This is a genomic window from Salicibibacter kimchii, from assembly GCF_003336365.1.
In the GTDB taxonomy this organism is placed as follows: Bacteria; Bacillota; Bacilli; order Bacillales; family Marinococcaceae; genus Salicibibacter; species Salicibibacter kimchii.
In genome coordinates, this window is record NZ_CP031092.1 from 675562 (window position 1) to 693030 (window position 17469).

14 protein-coding genes are annotated in these 17469 nt (G+C 42.8%); all 14 read right to left on the bottom strand.

Features of this window, described 5'->3' with window-relative positions; translation table 11 throughout:
- Positions 1-16: 16 nt before the first annotated feature.
- Positions 17-967: a nickel ABC transporter permease gene (nikB, locus tag DT065_RS03550; protein ID WP_114370933.1), complete on the bottom strand. Its 951-nt coding sequence runs from the start codon at positions 965-967 to the stop codon at positions 17-19.
- A gap of 13 nt (positions 968-980) precedes the next feature.
- Complete coding sequence (locus DT065_RS03555) at positions 981-3005, bottom strand: ABC transporter ATP-binding protein (RefSeq protein ID WP_193550800.1); 2025 nt, start codon at positions 3003-3005, stop codon at positions 981-983.
- 946 nt (positions 3006-3951) lie between these two features.
- The gene (locus tag DT065_RS03565) at positions 3952-5013 is read right to left on the bottom strand and encodes an acyl-CoA dehydrogenase family protein (protein WP_114370939.1); all 1062 of its coding nucleotides are present in this window, start codon (positions 5011-5013) and stop codon (positions 3952-3954) included.
- Positions 5013-6164, bottom strand: a complete 1152-nt coding sequence (locus DT065_RS03570) for an acyl-CoA dehydrogenase family protein (protein WP_114370941.1) — start codon at positions 6162-6164, stop codon at positions 5013-5015. Before DT065_RS03570 ends, DT065_RS03565 begins: the two co-directional genes overlap by 1 nt.
- A 21-nt stretch (positions 6165-6185) precedes the next feature.
- Positions 6186-7004 (bottom strand): enoyl-CoA hydratase/isomerase family protein, encoded by an 819-nt coding sequence (locus DT065_RS03575; RefSeq protein WP_114370943.1) that lies wholly within the window; start codon positions 7002-7004, stop codon positions 6186-6188.
- A gap of 491 nt (positions 7005-7495) precedes the next feature.
- Positions 7496-8341, bottom strand: coding sequence for a 3-hydroxyacyl-CoA dehydrogenase NAD-binding domain-containing protein (locus DT065_RS03580; RefSeq protein ID WP_114370945.1), 846 nt, complete (start codon positions 8339-8341; stop codon positions 7496-7498).
- A gap of 15 nt (positions 8342-8356) precedes the next feature.
- Positions 8357-9133, bottom strand: coding sequence for an enoyl-CoA hydratase/isomerase family protein (locus DT065_RS03585; protein ID WP_114370947.1), 777 nt, complete (start codon positions 9131-9133; stop codon positions 8357-8359).
- 79 nt (positions 9134-9212) lie between these two features.
- A complete protein-coding gene (locus DT065_RS03590; protein ID WP_114370949.1) occupies positions 9213-10586 on the bottom strand; it encodes a hypothetical protein in 1374 nt (457 codons plus the stop codon).
- 25 nt (positions 10587-10611) lie between these two features.
- Positions 10612-11856, bottom strand: coding sequence for an acetyl-CoA hydrolase/transferase family protein (locus DT065_RS03595; protein ID WP_114370951.1), 1245 nt, complete (start codon positions 11854-11856; stop codon positions 10612-10614).
- Positions 11857-11858: 2 nt separating this feature from the next.
- Positions 11859-13043, bottom strand: coding sequence for a CaiB/BaiF CoA transferase family protein (locus tag DT065_RS03600; RefSeq protein WP_114370953.1), 1185 nt, complete (start codon positions 13041-13043; stop codon positions 11859-11861).
- Between the two features lie 19 nt (positions 13044-13062).
- A complete protein-coding gene (locus DT065_RS03605) occupies positions 13063-14259 on the bottom strand; it encodes a thiolase family protein (RefSeq protein WP_114370955.1) in 1197 nt (398 codons plus the stop codon).
- Positions 14260-14282: 23 nt separating this feature from the next.
- Complete coding sequence (locus DT065_RS03610; protein ID WP_114370957.1) at positions 14283-15062, bottom strand: SDR family NAD(P)-dependent oxidoreductase; 780 nt, start codon at positions 15060-15062, stop codon at positions 14283-14285.
- Positions 15063-15110: 48 nt separating this feature from the next.
- Positions 15111-16259: an acyl-CoA dehydrogenase family protein gene (locus tag DT065_RS03615; protein WP_114370959.1), complete on the bottom strand. Its 1149-nt coding sequence runs from the start codon at positions 16257-16259 to the stop codon at positions 15111-15113.
- 19 nt (positions 16260-16278) lie between these two features.
- On the bottom strand, positions 16279-17454 hold the full coding sequence (locus tag DT065_RS03620; protein ID WP_114370961.1) for a CaiB/BaiF CoA transferase family protein: 1176 nt from the start codon (positions 17452-17454) through the stop codon (positions 16279-16281).
- Positions 17455-17469: the final 15 nt, after the last annotated feature.

Consider the following 17469-nt stretch of genomic DNA (forward strand, 5'->3'; position numbering starts at 1 on the left):
TGATATTGTCAAGCAATTAGTCATGACGAATTCTCGGATCAATCCAACCATACATAACATCAACAACGAGGTTGACAAGCAAAAACATAGCGCCAAATACCAGTACAGCTGCCTGAATAACCGGATAATCTCTCATACTTACAGTTTCGAAAATTAAACTACCTAATCCTGGAAGCGAGAATATCCATTCAAGTACAACAGTTCCTCCAAGTAGAATGCCTACTTGTAAGCCAATTAATGTAACTATTGATATAAGTGAATTTCTTAACGCATGTTTCAAGATAACCAACCTTTCTTTTGCCCCTTTTGCGCGAATTGCTCGAATGAAATCTGAATGTAGAACCTCTAAAAGAGCGGATCGTGTCATTCGAGCGATACTGGCACATAGAGTAACTGCTAAACAGAATGCTGGTATTATCATTTGTTGAAGGTTGACAAATGGGTTTTCCATAAATGATTGGTAACCTATAGGAGGAATCCAATTAAAAACTATTGCTGTAATCGTTAAAATACTCATACCAAGCCAAAAGTTAGGGATCGATAAACCGCTCACAGCGATTACACGTAACACATGATCGATGATCGTGTTATGCTTTGCAGCAGCCACAACGCCTATAGGAACACCTATAAGGATAGCAAGTACTACCGACATTAATGTTAATTGCAAGGTAACAGGCAATCTGTCCGCGATCATTTCTATAACTGGCTGATTGGTCCATAACGAGGTTCCTAAATCCCCTTGAACCGCACCCGTCACCCAATCTAACAGTTGAACCGCAACATTTTGATCAAGGCCTAATTCAGCCTCTAATTCGGCTATTTGTTCTTCTGAAGCACCTCCTGAATCCTCAAGTTGGAGTGAAACAGCATCCCCAGGAACAGCACGCATCACTACAAATAAAAATACTACCATTAAAAACAAGACTAAAAATCCATATAATAAACGTCTAAAAATATATATACCCAAATTCTTACCTCCTTTAATGTAAGTGGCAAGAAACCTTTCGTCCATTTATTTCTCTTAGTTCAGGTTTCTCTCGTCTGCAAATGTCCATAACCTCTGGACAGCGTGTATGAAATGGACACCCTGAGGGAGGATTCGATGGACTAGGGACATCACCCTTGAGCTCTATTCTTTCAGGTTTGTTTAAAGGATTTAAAACAGGTGCAGCAGATATTAACGCTTTAGTATATGGATGTAAAGGTTGATGAAACAGCTCCTGTGTCTCAGCTATTTCCACGATTTCTCCCAGGTACATGACCGAAATCCTATTTGCAATATATTTGACAACGCTTAGATCATGCGAGATAAAGAGAAACGATAAATTCATTTTTTCTTGTAACTCTTTTAATAAGTTAAGAATTTGTGCTTGGACAGATACATCTAACGATGAAACAGCTTCATCACAAATTACTAAGTCTGGGTCGGTTGCTAAAGCACGGGCAATTACGATTCGTTGCTTCTGACCTCCCGAAAGTTGATGAGGATATTTTTGTATCTGTTTTTGTGATAATCCTACTAATTCTAATAATTCAATTATCCTTTTTGTTTTGGATTGTCCTTTAGCAATATCATGCACCTCTAATGGCTCAGCGATGATATCGAATATTCTCATACGAGGGTTAAGAGAACTATAAGGATCTTGAAACACAAATTGCATACGTTTTCTTAATTTTTTCATTGTTTTTGGGTCTACAGCACTTAAATCATAACCATCAAATGTTACCTTACCATCTGTTAAATTAATAAGACCGGCAATCAAACGACCCAAAGTAGATTTCCCGCATCCTGATTCTCCAACTAAACCCAGAGTTTCTCCACGATATATGTCGAATGAAATGCTATCTACCGCCCGTATGTTCCCTTTAGCCCTAGCAAATATCCCTTGTTTTATAGGATAATGTTTTTTTACATTTCGAATGTTTAATAATCTCTCCTTTTTATTCGGAGGGATAATATCAATCTGATTTACTACTTGATCGTTTGTCTCTTGATTAAGTTCCGAAGCAGCTACTTGATCTGAAAAAGAAGGGTCGTTTAACCAACATTTACTCCTTTGATTACTCCCTGCGAGAAATGTTGGTGGTTCTTCCTGTTCACATTTTTCGCTCACATAAGGACAGCGTGGATGAAACCGACAACCTGAAGGTAGATCAGTTAAATTTGGAATTGAGCCTTTAATAGGTTCGAGTTTTTGCTTAAGATCACCTTCTAACCTAGGTATACTTTTAAGTAGGGCTTCTGTATATGGGTGACTTGGACTAAAGAATAATGTTTTAACATCTGTTTGTTCTACTACCTGACCAGCATAAATAACCGCCACTCGATCAGCCATTTCAGCAACCACGCCAAGATCGTGCGTTACCAACAAAATTGATGTCCCCAATTCCATCTGCAATTGTTTGAGTAATTTCATAATTTGTGCTTGAACAGTTACATCTAGTGCAGTTGTGGGCTCATCTGCAATTAATAATTTTGGACGACACGAAAGTGCAATTGCTATCATAACTCTTTGTCTTTGCCCTCCGGACAATTGATGGGGGAAGCTATTCATTCGGTTCTTAGCATCCGGAAGTCCTACTAAACGCAATAATTCAAGCGCACGTTTATAGTATTCTTCCTTGCCTAAATTTTCATGGATTTGTATAGCTTCAATAATTTGATCTCCAATGGTATAGACAGGATCTAAACTTGTCATGGGATCTTGAAAGATCATGGAAATATCTCTGCCGCGAATATTACGCATCTCTTCCTTGTTAATGTCAGTTAAATTTTGCCCATTAAACCATATATTCCCACCTGTTACTTTTCCTTTATTATCTAACAATCGTAAAATTGACAAGGCAGATACGCTTTTTCCAGATCCTGATTCCCCAACAATCGCTAATGTCTCTCCTTCTGACACACTAAGAGAGATGTCGTTAATTACCTCCACAGACCCTTCCTCAGTGTGAAAAGAAGTTTTCATGTGATCAGTTTCCAATACTTGCTCTACCTCTCGCATAATTGCAAGCTCCTTTCACAACTTTCATAATAATTATTGCAATGTTCATGCCAATAATAAAATTTGACCTGCAAGGATTGCCATAAAGGGATTTATATATGTCCTGTGTTTTATTTAAGTAAATACTTATATATTTAGGTGGGAAACAACTGCTTTTTGTGTTTTTATTTTGTAAACACATGTTCACTTGCGTTTACACTTATGTAACTTAGCTCATTATATCGATTCCGTTTTTTTAACCGCATAAAATCTTTCATTTCACTTTACATATTTGCCCATTATTTAATTTAACGTTATTCCGGTATGCCTATTCACATTATTTCAGCGCATAAAGAGAAGCTTCCTAATAAAGAAGTATAAGGGAAGCATTTCATCTGGGATAGAAAGCATGTCCCTTTCAAAACGAATGAGATAGACTTCCGAACAACTAATGTTACGGACGCCTCCGAGGAAGACATGCCAATCCGAATATTTTCAAAGGTTAACTTCATAAAGATGATCTTGAATTGAGGGGTCATGTCAAAAGGCATTCCTGTGGCCATCATGTCTGAATCTTGGCCGAACCGAACTATCCATTGTTCTTCAATGGTGAACCAAATCATGAACTCGTATTCCATCAGGCTCATCCTCTTAGACCAAGTAAACCACTTACTCATCAGTGGGTGCGTGTTTCATCTGATAGCTTAACAAGAGGCAGTTGGGTACCATCGAAGCAGCCTTATTGAAGATCGGCACTTTGGATCCGGCGTTTTTCAAATGGGTGGGATCTGCCTATGCCACCTTCTGAATTTTTGGTTAGTCCCGAACCCGTAGACAAGCTTCGATAAAAATTCATCACACGATTAGGTGGGTTTAGTATCTGAGTTAATTGGAAAATATCGTACCAAAACAAAACGAAGGCTGCTTTTCTTTAAAATAGTGATGATGCTTAGGTCGGTTGTTTCGATTAATCCGTGACCATTGACCACACTTGCTCTGAACTGTTTTCCAGAATTTCACTCCCTAAGAGTTCAGCCCATTCACTTTCGGAGCCGTATTCATCTTGCCATGACCATAATCGTCTCGTGCTATGATGTAATGGGTGTTCATCGGTGAAGCCCATAGCCCCATGAACTTGATGAGCAATGTTTGTTACTGCTTTTGCAGCTTCGCCAACTTGGATTTTGGCCATTGCTATTTCCTGATTTTGTCCACCTTGTTCATATGCAGAAACAGCAGCATCGGCTGCTATTCCTGAAGCCGTCACTTCCCCTGCCAAGACGGCTAATTGTTGTTTCACAGCTTGAAATTTTCCGATTGGCCTTCCAAATTGTTCCCGTTCTTTTGCATATGTCAGTGTTAACTCTAGTATATTTTCAAGTGCGCCAGCCATAAGAGCGGTTCGCGTAAGTGCGCCTCTGTTCCAAATATCTTCTCCCATTAAATTATGGGAGGGAGCAATCCTATCATTATCAATTAAGATATCAGGCAACATAACTTCATCTCTTGGTTCGCCTGCTAGATTTTGGCCCTGAGTGATTTGGCAATCGTCCGTGGAAACATAAGAAACGATCATTTGACCGGCACTTGTCGCACCAAAGACGACAATGTTCTTCACATCACGTGCCCAAGGGACATATTGGGCTTTTCCTGACACCGCCCAAGCGTCATCTGTTTTTCTAAAAGAGATTTGGTCATTATTTTGTGCCGGTAACAGGGAAAGAGGTCCATTTAATAAAGGTAGACGTGCAAAACTTAATATCAATTTAGCAAGCAAGGTCTCTGCCAGAGGGATGGGAGCAGCAAATTTACCAGAAATTTTCAACAAACTCATGGCATCCTCCAGATCACCGCCTACTCCCCCAATGTCCTCCGGTATACCAATGGACGTCATTCCGGTTTCTTCTAATGCTTCCCAGAGGTCATGAGGGAATTCTCCTTCTTCTGCTTTATTGATGACCTCTTTCGTACAAAAATCTTTCATGATTTTGGTCGCTGTATCGACAAGCATTGGTTGAATGTCACTCATTATACCCCTATCCCCCTCGCTATAATGCTTCGCAAAATTTCGGTTGTTCCTCCACGAAGCGTGAACCCTGGCGCATGTAATATCGATTCTGCCAGTAGTGTTTCAAATTTTGTTGGCGCATTCATTGACGGCCTGCTCGGTATAAGTTCTCTCGCAACGTCTATAACATCCTTTTCGAACTGTGTCCCTAAATCTTTCACTAATGATGCCGCGATATTAGGTGAGTCTCCCTTCTCAAGCAACCCCGCGACACCTAATGACATGCATCGGAGTGTCCATAATCGTGAAGCCAATTTTCCAATTTTAATGTTTGCGTGTTGACCTGATGTTTCTGAAAGTTGATTAATAAGTTCTTTTAATAAGGGATAGGTGCTTAGAAAACGTTCCGGTCCACTTCGCTCATAGGCAAGTTCGGCCATACTCTGTTTCCAGCCACCCCCTACTTCCCCAACGATCATGCCTTCTGAAATTTCCACATCCTCGAAAATCACTTCATTAAAATGATGCTCGCCCGTCATCAAATAGATCGGCCGAACCGTTACCCCAGGGGCTGAAAGATCAACAATCATTTGACTGAGTCCTTCATGTTTTTTCTCGCCATGTGTTGCTGTTCGCAATAATACAACAATATAATGGGCATGGTGTGCACCGCTGGACCATATTTTACTGCCATTGATCACCCATTTATTCCCTGATTTCTTCGCACGTGTTGAAATAGAAGCTAAATCAGAACCGGAATTTGGTTCACTTAACCCTATGGCGAAAAACAATTCCCCTCTCACAATTCTCGGCAATAACGTTTGCCGTTGATATTCGGTGCCATAGTTCAATAAAAGAGGGCCGGTTTGGCGGTCTGCAAACCAATGCGCCGCAACAGGAGCACCGGCTGCTAACAGCTCTTCGGTTACCACAAACCGTTCAAATGCTGTTCGCTCGTGTCCGCCATATTTTTTTGGCCATGTCATACCTAGCCATCCACGTTCGCCTAACTTACGGCTAAAATCAGCTGAAAAACCACTTAGCCAAGAGTCACTTCGAGTTGTAAACGATTCATTATGCAATTCTGCAGAAAGAAAGCTGCGAACTTCTTCCCGCAAATTTTCTGTTTCCTTTGGCAGATCTACAATCGGCAATTCTAGTTCTTTAAGCAAAATATCCTCTCCCCGAAATCCTTATTTAAATTTAGGTTTTCTTTTTTCAATAATGGCATTTAAGCCCTCTTGATAATCGGGGTGTTCTGTTACCAGCCCCATAAAAGAGGAAACCTGATCAAGGGAGGTCCGCAAATCCGTTTTGAGTCCCTGATAAACGGTTCTTTTCATTAACCTTATCGCTTGTTGAGGACCTTGAGCAATTTTACTTGCTAAAGTATATGATTCATCTAATAGATTTTCCGACGTAACAACGCGTGTGACAAGTCCAATTTCAGCTGCTTCCGCTGAATCAATAATTTTTCCGGTCCATAACATTTCAAGTGCTCGATCAAGCCCTACAATCCTCGGCAAATAATAGCCCCCGCCATCTCCCGGGACGAGTCCTACTTTGACGTATCCTTCCCCAAAACGAGCATGCTCTGAAGCGATACGAATATCACATTGAAGCGTCATATCTAACCCTGCTCCAATTGCATCTCCATTAATAGCAGCTATCGTTGGTTTATCTATCTCTTCCATTAATAGTGGAATTCTCTGAACATGCTTCCACAAACTATTTTTTCGATTGAGGCCTGTCGAAGAGAAATCCTTCTCTTCATACCCGTCCTTATTAAGAAACCCTTGACCATTTTTCATCGTCTTGAGATCACCGCCTGCACAAAACGCTTTTCCTGTACCGGTTAGCACCAAGACTCGAATGTCATCGTTGTCACGCACTTCTTCAAGCGCATCGATCCAATCTTCAATCATTTTTACGCTAAATGCATTCAATGAATCCGGTCGATTTAACGTGATTGTTGCAATGCCGTCCTTTACTTCAAATAACAAATCTTCCATCTTTTTTCTCTCCTTTATCTTATTGATATAATATATTGCAATTTCTATGCCAATGGGAAGAGGCTCTTTTTGAACAATTTCAGTTTATTGCTTCATAAATCGACAAACATTTTGTATAGAGGTAAATAAATTATATAGCCCTTTTACTGGCTCAACAAACACCAAAACTTATGGTTGACTCATTTCATATTTCCATATATTGGTCTATATAGTCTTCATTACATTATAATGAGTAATGGTTTGCGCAATGGCTTATGTCTGAGAGCTCATCTCCTCGCTTTGCCAGCAGACCAGACGATGGTTCCTTTTTAGTTTTTCCGAGCGTGCGGGGACAATCCTTTTGTAAGCGTCAAATAATCCCCACCTTATATGATGCCTTTAGCCATTTCTTCCCATAAACCCATCGATCTCCACCGTTTCGCGATAGCCTCTGCTGATCATGGTTGCGAAGCGTCATGTTTGTTCATTAGAAAAGCCGCCGGCGCGAAGGCCTAGCGGTATTTGTAAAATCCTTCTCCGGATTTCCGGCCCAATTTTCCGGCTTTCACATATTTGGTGAGCAACGGGCAAGGACGGTATTTCTCCCCCAACGTTTCATATAAATAATTCATGTTTCGAAGACGACTATCGAGACCAACGAGGTCTACCAATTCAAGTGGGCCCATCGGGTGGTTCAAGCCAAGTTTTAGGGCCTTATCGATATCCTCGGCCGATGCAACGCCTTCCATGTACATATTCATCGCTTCGTTTCCAATCAGACAGTTCATGCGGCTCGTCACAAAGCCTGGAAATTCATTGACTTCCACCGTTTCTTTGTTCATTGTCTCTCCGAGACTCTTTACGATCTGCACGGTGTCCTCGGATGTATCCAGTCCCTTAATGATTTCAATAAGTTTCATTTTATGAACCGGATTGAAAAAATGCATGGCGATAACTTTATCCGGTCGATTCGTGGCAGCGCCGATCTCTGTAGGGCTTAACGTAGACGTATTCGTGGCCAGCACCGTATGTACCGGACAATGTTGGTCGAGCTTTTGGAAAATCTCGACCTTTAATGGAATTTCTTCCAAAACCGCTTCAATGACTACATCCGCTTCACCGACGGCTTGCTGCAAATCACTTTCATAGTTTAATTGCTGTTTTGCCGCTTTTACCCGGTTGGCATCGATAAATCCTTTGTCTGTGCTTTTTTGCAGTAATTCTTCAATCGATGTTTTCGCCTGTTTAAGGTTCGCGTTATCAATGTCATGGAGTTTTACGTTGAAGCCACCGAGGGCAGCGGTATAAGCAATGCCTCTCCCCATCGTTCCGGCTCCAACCACACTGATCTGTTTCATGATGTTCATCCTTTCTTATTTCCCTTGAAAATTAGGTTTTCTTTTCTCCAGAAAAGCATTCGTTCCTTCATATTTATCATCAGATTGAAAGGCAACCGCTTGGGCAAGTTTTTCCAATAATTGAGCGCTTTCAAGATTCGAGTCTGCTCCCCGGATCACGACCATCTTCGCCAGTCGTACGGCAAGTGGCCCTTTTGCGGAAATATCAGCGGTAATTTCCCGTGTTTTTTCCTCGAGCGCCTCCGGTTCGACCACATCATTTACGAGCCCGATGCGATGCGCCTCATCAGCCGCGACCAATTTTCCCCGCAAAATCATTTCAACGGCTTTCCCTTTTCCGACGAGTCGGGTTAAGCGCTGAGTACCGCCAGCCCCCGGAATAATCCCTAAATTTAATTCCGGAAGTCCGATCTTCGCTTTTGTGCTTGCCAACCGAATATCGCACGCCAAAGCCAGCTCACAGCCGCCTCCGGCCGCGACCCCGTTGATCATGGCGATCGTTGGCTTTTCAAAGTCTGCCAGTTTGTCGTACATCGCTTGTATCCCCGGAGACAGGGCATCAAGCGCTTTCTTATCCCGAAGCTGTTTGATGTCGGCCCCTGCTGCAAATGCTTTCTCCCCCGCGCCCGTAAAAATAACGCCATCAACGTCCCCGCGCTGACCTACTTCATCGAGTGCTTCCTCCATTTCCTCTAACACCTGTGCGTTAAGCGCGTTGCGCACGTCCGGGCGGTTGATCGTCACCGTTGCCCATCGTTCCTTAACATCTAATTGAATGAGTTCAAATTCCATTTTTTATCTCTCCTTTCTGGTTTGCGCTATTCCATATATCTGCTAATTATAACGTGGACGCTTCATAACCGTTCCTGCATTATAAAATCCCCAGAACATAACGAGCTACAGCAATAACAATAACGACGACTATAAACAAAATCAACGCGAAGACCCAATTTTCCTTCATGCCCACTTGAAAGGAAGAGCGATTGGTCAGTGAGCTTGTCAACAGAGTCAGCCCGGAAAATGGAGATATGACAGCCGAAAGTGACCAACTGGTGAGTAAAATTAACGCAATGGCAAGATGAGCATCTTCAAACTGAGGCAACTCACTTAAACTTACGGCCATCAGCGTAACGGTGACAATCGAATGAATGCCTACAATAGAAAGAAGAACGACAACACTGATAATGACGACAGCAAGAATGATAATATTTGTGCCGATCAGCTGAAAGAACTGATCCATCCATTGATTAAAATCGGTTTGTACGATCACTGCACCAAAAAATCCGGCTGTTGCGAATAAAACCAATTCTATCTTCATTCGCGGAAGACTCACGAAATAAGTATGCTTAAACTCCGCGAGAAAAGGTTTCATCTTTCGTAAAAACAGGGACCAAACAATTGCTGCACACACCGCCACCAATGATACGATGACGATGACACTGAGCCCTGAATAAAACTCCAGGACAAAAACACTTGCAGTTATTATCAAACCGATCGCCATCAACTGCTTAAGCTTATTTGCACTTTTTCCACGGGTATTGTGGGGTGTGACATCCATTTGTACAAACTCGTTGCTCGGTTTCCGCTCCCGTTCCATACCATAACTGACAGCTAGCCCAGTTAGAGCAATGATCACTCCAAACGGAAATATTTGCGCCCAACTAACGTCAAAATAGGAAATTACCAACGCCATCGAGATGAAATAGGGCGACCACATAACGGCCAACACATAACCTCTTAACAAAGCCTTCCGCAGTTTCCCTGATAACGGTTTGTTTTGTTCAGTATTAAGCATTTGGTACAAGAGCGGGAGTGCACCTAAATTCAGCAGAACACCGAACAAAAACGAGGTACTGCTCGACATAAAATAAAACTGATTGGCATTGCTAATCCGCCGTTTGTAAAAGTCATCCAACGCATCCAGGTAATAACCAACCCGAATGGGAATGCTTAAGAGAGGAACGGTGATGAACAGTGTCAGTATACTGGCATTTTCCCCAAACGCGAGGAACCATGTTTGGAAATCTCCTCCTTGTGAAATATGAATCCAGGTTCCTCCGATCAGGAGCAGTACGATCGTTATAGCCGGGATACCCTTCAGAGAAGGAAGGCTAACGAGTATAAGAAGCAAACAAAAAAAGGTAAATGTAATTAAGAAAAAATCGTTTGGCACAAATACATATAGTAAATAGGAAGAAGCAATTAGGATGGTAATAAGCGCCCTTATCATTTCAAGTCTATTCATCAACTTCTCATCCCCATTTGTTCACTTAGATGGTGTGGGTTAACTCCTCTCGAAAATCGGGATGGCTTATGTTGATTAACTCTTCTTTTCTTTCTTCAATTGTTTTCCCGTACAGCGATGCTATGCCATATTCCGTAACCACATAATGAACATCGGATTTTGTAGATGTAACACTGGAAAGTTCAGGCACAATTCTTGATTTTGTTCCTTTTGCAGCCGTTGAAGGAAGAGCGATGATTGATTTGCCACCTTTGGAGGCCATAGCACCGCGCATGAAATCCATCTGTCCGCCTACACCGGCAATATAAAAATCTTTTATTTTTTCGGCGTTAATCTGTCCCGTTAAATCGATTTGTACGGCCGAATTGATCGCATGAAATTGAGAGATCTGCGAAATGGTCGCTGTGCTGTGCGTGTAATCAGATGGATGTAATTCTATATTCGAATGACGGTTCGCATAGTTATATAGTTTCTGTGTCCCAGCTAAACACGTGGCAACGATTTTTCCTTGATTGATTTCTTTATGTTCATTCGTCACGACACCGTTCTCATATAAATCGATCAACGCCTCCGGAAACGTACCCGTGTGTACGCCGAGAGCGGATTTATTTTTCAAGGCACTTATAATGCTGTTTGCGAGTGACCCTATGCCAATTTGAATTGTCGAACGGTCGGGGACCAATTCGGCCACATATTGAGCAATCTTGTTCTCCGTTTCACCCGGGGTCGCGCTTGGAAGTTCATTTGGCGAGAGCGAGCCTTCAACAAATAAATCAATATCAGAAGATGGAATGATCCCAGTGCCACTCACCCAAGGTAATTGATCATTTATTTCAGCGATCACCAATTGTGCATGTTTAATTAATGAGAGTGTGTAGTCAGCTGACAGTCCTAAATTAAGGTTACCTTCGTTATCGGGCGGCGTACACTGGATAAAGGCAACATTCGGTCTTAACTGTTCCATATATCCCGGTATATCGGAAAGATTCACGGGAAGGTAATCTGTCATCCCGCTTTTATACGAATCTTTCAATACGCCGGATAAAAGAAAGCTTTTTACTTTAAAATGCCGATCCCATTCAGGATTCGCGTATTCACATGGAGTACCGAGCGGCATGTTATAGATCGTAACATTTTCAAGCCGCTCCCTTTGTTGAATCAACGCTTGTATAAGCGTCGGGGGTTCCCCGCACATGCCGGCGAGTACGAGATGATCATGTGATTTTACATGTTTGACCGCTTCTGATACTGGTACCGTTTTATCTGACATTTTTATAACACCCCATCTTCACGCATACGAGAAATCTTTTCACTGTTAAAACCTAATGATGATAGCACTTCTTCTGTATGTTCTCCCAATAAAGGCGGATGGTGGCGTACCGATGCCGGGGTATCTGACAGTTTAACCGGAAATGCAGGTGTTTTTAAATCTTTAATTTTGGGATGATCAACGCTTACCATCGTCTCTCTGGCAACGGCTTGTGGCGACGTGACTGCTTCACCAACAGAGTTCACGGGGCCGCAAGGAACACCGGCTTCGTCCATTTTTGCGCCTATTTCATCACTTGTAAATTGTGCAAACCGTTCACTTAAAATAGGTATGAGCTGATCTCGGTTAGCGACACGCAATTGATTTGTTTTATATTCTTCCACTTGTAATAAGTCTTCCCATCCCATTGCTTTGCACGCTTTCTCCCAAAGACTATCATTGGCGGCAGCCAGAATGATATTTTTGTCGCTCGCTTTAAACACTTGGTAAGGCACGATCGAGTTATGCCCTTGCCCCATCGGCTTCGCTGACTGCCCAGTTGCAAAGAAACCTGTAGCCAAGTGGTTTAAGGTCATAATTTGCCCATCCAATAAGCTGGAGTCTACAAACTGTCCTTCACCTGTCTTCCCTCTCGCCAATAAGGCGGCCAAGACTCCTAAAGCACCTAGAATACCTGTCGTTAAATCAGCGACCGACGGACCCGCCTTATATGGAGTACCCGGTTCCCCGGTTGTACTCATCAATCCTGCGTATCCTTGCATTAAGATATCATAGCCGGGACGGTCTTTTTCTGGGCCGGTTCTGCCAAAGCCTGAAACGGATAAGTAGATGATTCGCGGGTTGATTTTTTTCAGTGTTTCATAATCTATCCCTAATTTCTCGGTAGCCCCGGTTCTGAAGTTCTCGATTAAAACATCACTATCTTTGGCTAAATCATGAATAATTTCTTTCCCTTGTTCCGTCTTTAAATTTACAGTGATGCTTCGCTTGTTTCGATTAGAGCTTAAATAATAACAACTTTCCCCTTCCCATTCCGGAGGGGAGAAATGTCTGGCTTCGTCCCCCCTTCCAGGCTGTTCCACTTTAATCACTTCCGCACCGAGATCCCCTAGCATTTGTCCGGATACCGGCCCGGCAAGTGTCCGAGCGAGTTCTAAAACTTTTATTCCTTCCAATGGTAAACTCATTTTTCTCACCTGCTGTTTTTCAAACTTGTAAATTTTCGAATATGGTCGTAATCCCTAATCCGCCGCCAATACAGGCTGTAACCGCTCCATACTTACTGCCGCGGCGTTCCATTTCACTCATCAATTTAATCGTTAAAATATTGCACGTGGCACCTAACGGATGCCCTAAAGCAATCGCCCCGCCGTTGACATTCAACCGGTCTTGGTCGATACCCAATTCCTTAACGACCGCCAGTGATTGAGCCGCAAATGCCTCGTTTAACTCAATAAGATCAATATCTTCCAGCTTAAGACCGGCTTGTTTTAAAGCTTTCCTTGTAGATGGAACAGGCCCGATCCCCATAATTTCCGGGCCAACGCCTGCCGATGCTTGTGCGACGACCTTCATTTTTGGGGTAAGATCCATTTCTTCGGCTTTTTCAGCAGACATAACGAGCGTAGCGGATGCTGCATCATTCCTGCCGCTTGAATTGCCCGGTGTAACGGTCCCCCCTTTTTTAAAAACGGCCGGCAGTTTCGATAGTTTTTCTATATTCGTTTCCCTTGGGTGCTCATCGGTGTCAAACGTAATGGTTTCCTTTCTGGATTTCACTTCATAAGGTGTAATCTCATCCTTGAATTTCCCTTTATTAATGGCATCTTTGGCCAACTCCTGGCTTCGCAATGCAAACTCATCCTGTTCGGAGCGGCTGATATTGTGCATTTCCGCCAAGTTTTCTGCCGTGACCCCCATCGTTAAGTCACTTCCATATACTTCCTCCGGTTGTGCTTTCGGCTGACTTTCCGTATTGGGATCTACGATCACACCATTACCGGCCGTCAGACCAAAACGGGCGCCGCGAATATAATAAGGGGCAGTACTCATGCTCTCTGTCCCTCCGGCAATTATTGTATCGTCCAAATTACATGCAATTTGTTGTGCAGCATTATTAATCGATTGTAGCCCGGAGCCACATTGCCTGTGCACCGTATACCCCGGTATTTCGATCGGCATCTCTGCGCGAAGTGCAGCCTTTCTCGCGATATTCGGTTGGTCTGTGCTTTGCTTCACATGCCCAAGGATGACTTCATCCACTTTTGAGCTATCCAACTGGGTACGCGAAAGAAGCTCTTTCATGACATGCGACGCCAGATAATCCGGTTCCACATCTTTTAATGTTCCACCCATTCTCCCAATTGCTGTTCTAACCCCATCAATGATGACAACATCTTTCATTTGATAACAACTCCCATTATTTTTTATAAAGCCCCTACCATTCCACCATCAATATTCACCGATGTACCTGTAACATAAGAAGCAGCATCTGAAGCAAGGAAATTAATCACTTTTGCTGCCTCATCGGTATCCCCAATACGTCCTAGTGGAATTTGGCGTTCTTTGCTTGAAAACTGTTCCCATGATAGTTCCGGATTCTGTTTTTTCCACATTTTTTCGATCTGCTCACTCCGAATCAAACCAATACATACGGTATTCACGCGAATATTATCCCGACCAAGATCTTTACTCATCGCTTTCGTTAAGGACATACCTGCTGCTCTGCTGACTGAAGTAGGTAATGATGATGCAGAAGGTGTCTTCCCAATTGCAGCTGTCACATTGACGATCGCGCCACCGCCAACTTGCCTCATATGCGGGATGGCATTACGAGAACAATGAATGGCACCGAATAATTTTAAATCAAGGTCTTGCTGCCAAAGGTCGGTATCTACGTCTTCAAATGAATAGGCTTGTGAAGTACCGGCGTTATTAATTAAAATATCTAAACGTCCATATTTTTCAAACGTAGCAGCAACTACTTTTTGACAATCTTCTTTGTTTGAAACATCCGTCTCTACAAAAAATACTTCTTTACCCGTTTCTTCCAGAATATAAGCTGCCGCTTCTTCCAAACGACTTTTATTTCTGGCACAGATGGTTACCTCGGCACCTTCTTTTACTAAATATAGGGCTGTTTCCAAGCCTATTCCCCTGCTGGAACCGGTGATTAATGCAACTTTTCCTTCTAACCCTAATTCCATGGGCAAGCTCCTTCCATGTTGAAAAACCCCCCTCGGCGGGGAGTTCCATTATGAATATTCCTTTTTCAACCTTGATGCGATAATGTTCTTTTGAATTTCCGATGTTCCCTCATAAATCTTGGTTATGCGGGCATCACGGTAGTAACGCTCGATAGGGTACTCCTTCATATATCCCATTCCTCCATGGATTTGCACGGCAAGATCAGCCACCCGATTATAGACTTCAGCGCCGTGTAATTTTACCGTCGCTGCTTCTTTGATGAGGTTCTTGCCTTGATCACTCATCCATGCCACTTTATACGTTAGCGCTCGCAATGTCTCAATATCCAACGTCATATCAGCGAGATAATGTTGAATGACTTGTTGCTCAAAAATCGGTTTTCCAAATTGTTCTCTTTGCATCGCATAATCAATGGACATTTCATATAACTTCACACAGGAACCTAAATTCCTTGCCGCTAACCCGGCGCGACCACTAGCTAAAATCTTTAAGGCATTGACATATCCCTTGTCTTCTTCCCCAAGAACATTTTCAATAGGGACCTCACAATCCTCGAAAAACAATTCTACTGATTGAGAGCCGTGCAGCCCCATTTTTTCTTCGACCTTCCCAACACTAAATCCGGGGAAATCTTTTTCAACAATAAAAGACGTAATTCCTTTTGCGCCTTTTTCTGGACTAGTTGCGGCCATTACCGTGAACACATCTCCAATGGTTCCGTTTGTGATAAAATGTTTTGACCCGTTTAAAATATATTTATCGCCCTTGCGAACAGCCGTGGTTTTTAGAGCTGCCGCATTCGATCCTGCTCCGGGTTCGGTTAAAGCAAAAGCACCGATCAATTCCCCTCTCGCCATCGGAGGCAAATATTTGTTCTTCTGCTCTTCTGTTCCCATTTCTACAATGCCCACACTTCCAATGCCTGTATGGGCACCGATAACGGTGGTATACCCATTAATGGTCTTTCCCAACTCCTCATATACGGCGCACTTCCCAATCATATCAATGCCTAAGCCGTCATATTCGGCGGGAATGCTTAATCCGAACAATCCGAGTTCTTTGCTCTTGTCCATGACATCTTTGGGAATTTCATCTGTTTCTTCAATTTGATGGGCCACAGGATCCACAGTTTCATAAACAAAATCTTTGACAGTGTCTTTTAACATTTGAATATCTTCCGGGAAATCGTAATTCATTTTCTCTCCTCCATATCGATTAAACTATTTTTTTCTGTTTAAATTGTTGAATATCAGTTGGAGAATATCCCAATTCATCCAATAATTCTTGATTATGTTCACCCAAATCCGGTGCGTTTCGTCTAAGGTCGCCTTTTTCGGTGGAAAATTTAATCGGGAAACCAATTTGTTTTAGCATTCCCAATGCAGGATGCTCACTTTCGATCATCATCTCTCTAGCGATAACTTGAGGATCAGCAAACACTTCGTCAATATCGTAAACCGGTCCTACACATGTTTCTTCTTCTTTTAATAGGGTCAACCACTCCTGTTGATTTTTCTGTAAAAAAATACGCTGCAATTCTTGTTTCATCTCTTGTTGCTCATCCTCGGGCGCTGACAAACGTTCTATAAAATCCTCTTTTCCAAGCAGTTGGCAAAGCCTTGCCCAAAACTTTTCTTCTAACGCGCCTACGGAAAGGTACTTTCCATCTTTCGTTTCATAGACGCCGTAGCATGCCTTTTGCCCGGAGAGCCTCGTCTCTCCCCGCTTCGGTTTTTCATTCGCTGCCAGATAACCTCCGGCTACCCCTGATAACCAGGAAAGCACCCCGTCCATCATGGAAATATCAACATATTGCCCTTGACCCGTTCTTTCTTTATGAAGGAGCGCCATTAACACCCCGGACAAGGACATTAAAGATCCCCCGCCAATATCTGCGATTTGCACACCGGGCACAACGGGCTTGCCATTTTTTTCACCGATTAAACCCAATACGCCGCTATATCCAATGTAATTAATGTCGTGGCCAGCTAATTGACTGTAAGGACCATCCTGGCCATAACCGGTAATGGAGCAATAAACGATCCCCGGGTTGATGGCAGACATTTCGTCATAAGATAATCCGAGCTTATTCATCACTCCTGGGCGAAAACCCTCGATGATGACATCTGCATCCTTGGCAAGATCTTTGAAAATGTCTCTGCCTTCCTCACTTTTCAAATCAAGAGTGATGCTCTTTTTATTTCTATTAAGAACTAAGTGCCTTGAACTATAGCCTTCGATAAATGGATCGGTGTTTCTGCCATAATCACCAATGACTGGTTGCTCCACCTTGATCACTTCAGCGCCATAATCCCCCATTAACATCGTACAGTAGGGGCCGGGCAACAACCTCGTCAAGTCAAGAATCCGGATTCCATCTAGCACGCCCATGTGTTTTATCCTCCC

Excerpts from the sequence above, each read along its gene's own strand:
- DT065_RS03555 (WP_193550800.1), bottom strand. The coding sequence starts at position 3,005 with ATGCGAGAGGTAGAGCAAGTATTGGAAACTGATCACATGAAAACTTCT.
- DT065_RS03565 (WP_114370939.1), bottom strand. The coding sequence starts at position 5,013 with ATGAGTGACATTCAACCAATGCTTGTCGATACAGCGACCAAAATCATG.
- DT065_RS03575 (WP_114370943.1), bottom strand. The coding sequence starts at position 7,004 with ATGGAAGATTTGTTATTTGAAGTAAAGGACGGCATTGCAACAATCACG.
- DT065_RS03580 (WP_114370945.1), bottom strand. The coding sequence starts at position 8,341 with ATGAAACAGATCAGTGTGGTTGGAGCCGGAACGATGGGGAGAGGCATT.
- DT065_RS03585 (WP_114370947.1), bottom strand. The coding sequence starts at position 9,133 with ATGGAATTTGAACTCATTCAATTAGATGTTAAGGAACGATGGGCAACG.
- DT065_RS03590 (WP_114370949.1), bottom strand. The coding sequence starts at position 10,586 with ATGAATAGACTTGAAATGATAAGGGCGCTTATTACCATCCTAATTGCT.
- DT065_RS03595 (WP_114370951.1), bottom strand. The coding sequence starts at position 11,856 with ATGTCAGATAAAACGGTACCAGTATCAGAAGCGGTCAAACATGTAAAA.
- DT065_RS03600 (WP_114370953.1), bottom strand. The coding sequence starts at position 13,043 with ATGAGTTTACCATTGGAAGGAATAAAAGTTTTAGAACTCGCTCGGACA.
- DT065_RS03605 (WP_114370955.1), bottom strand. The coding sequence starts at position 14,259 with ATGAAAGATGTTGTCATCATTGATGGGGTTAGAACAGCAATTGGGAGA.
- DT065_RS03610 (WP_114370957.1), bottom strand. The coding sequence starts at position 15,062 with ATGGAATTAGGGTTAGAAGGAAAAGTTGCATTAATCACCGGTTCCAGC.
- DT065_RS03615 (WP_114370959.1), bottom strand. The coding sequence starts at position 16,259 with ATGAATTACGATTTCCCGGAAGATATTCAAATGTTAAAAGACACTGTC.
- DT065_RS03620 (WP_114370961.1), bottom strand. The coding sequence starts at position 17,454 with ATGGGCGTGCTAGATGGAATCCGGATTCTTGACTTGACGAGGTTGTTG.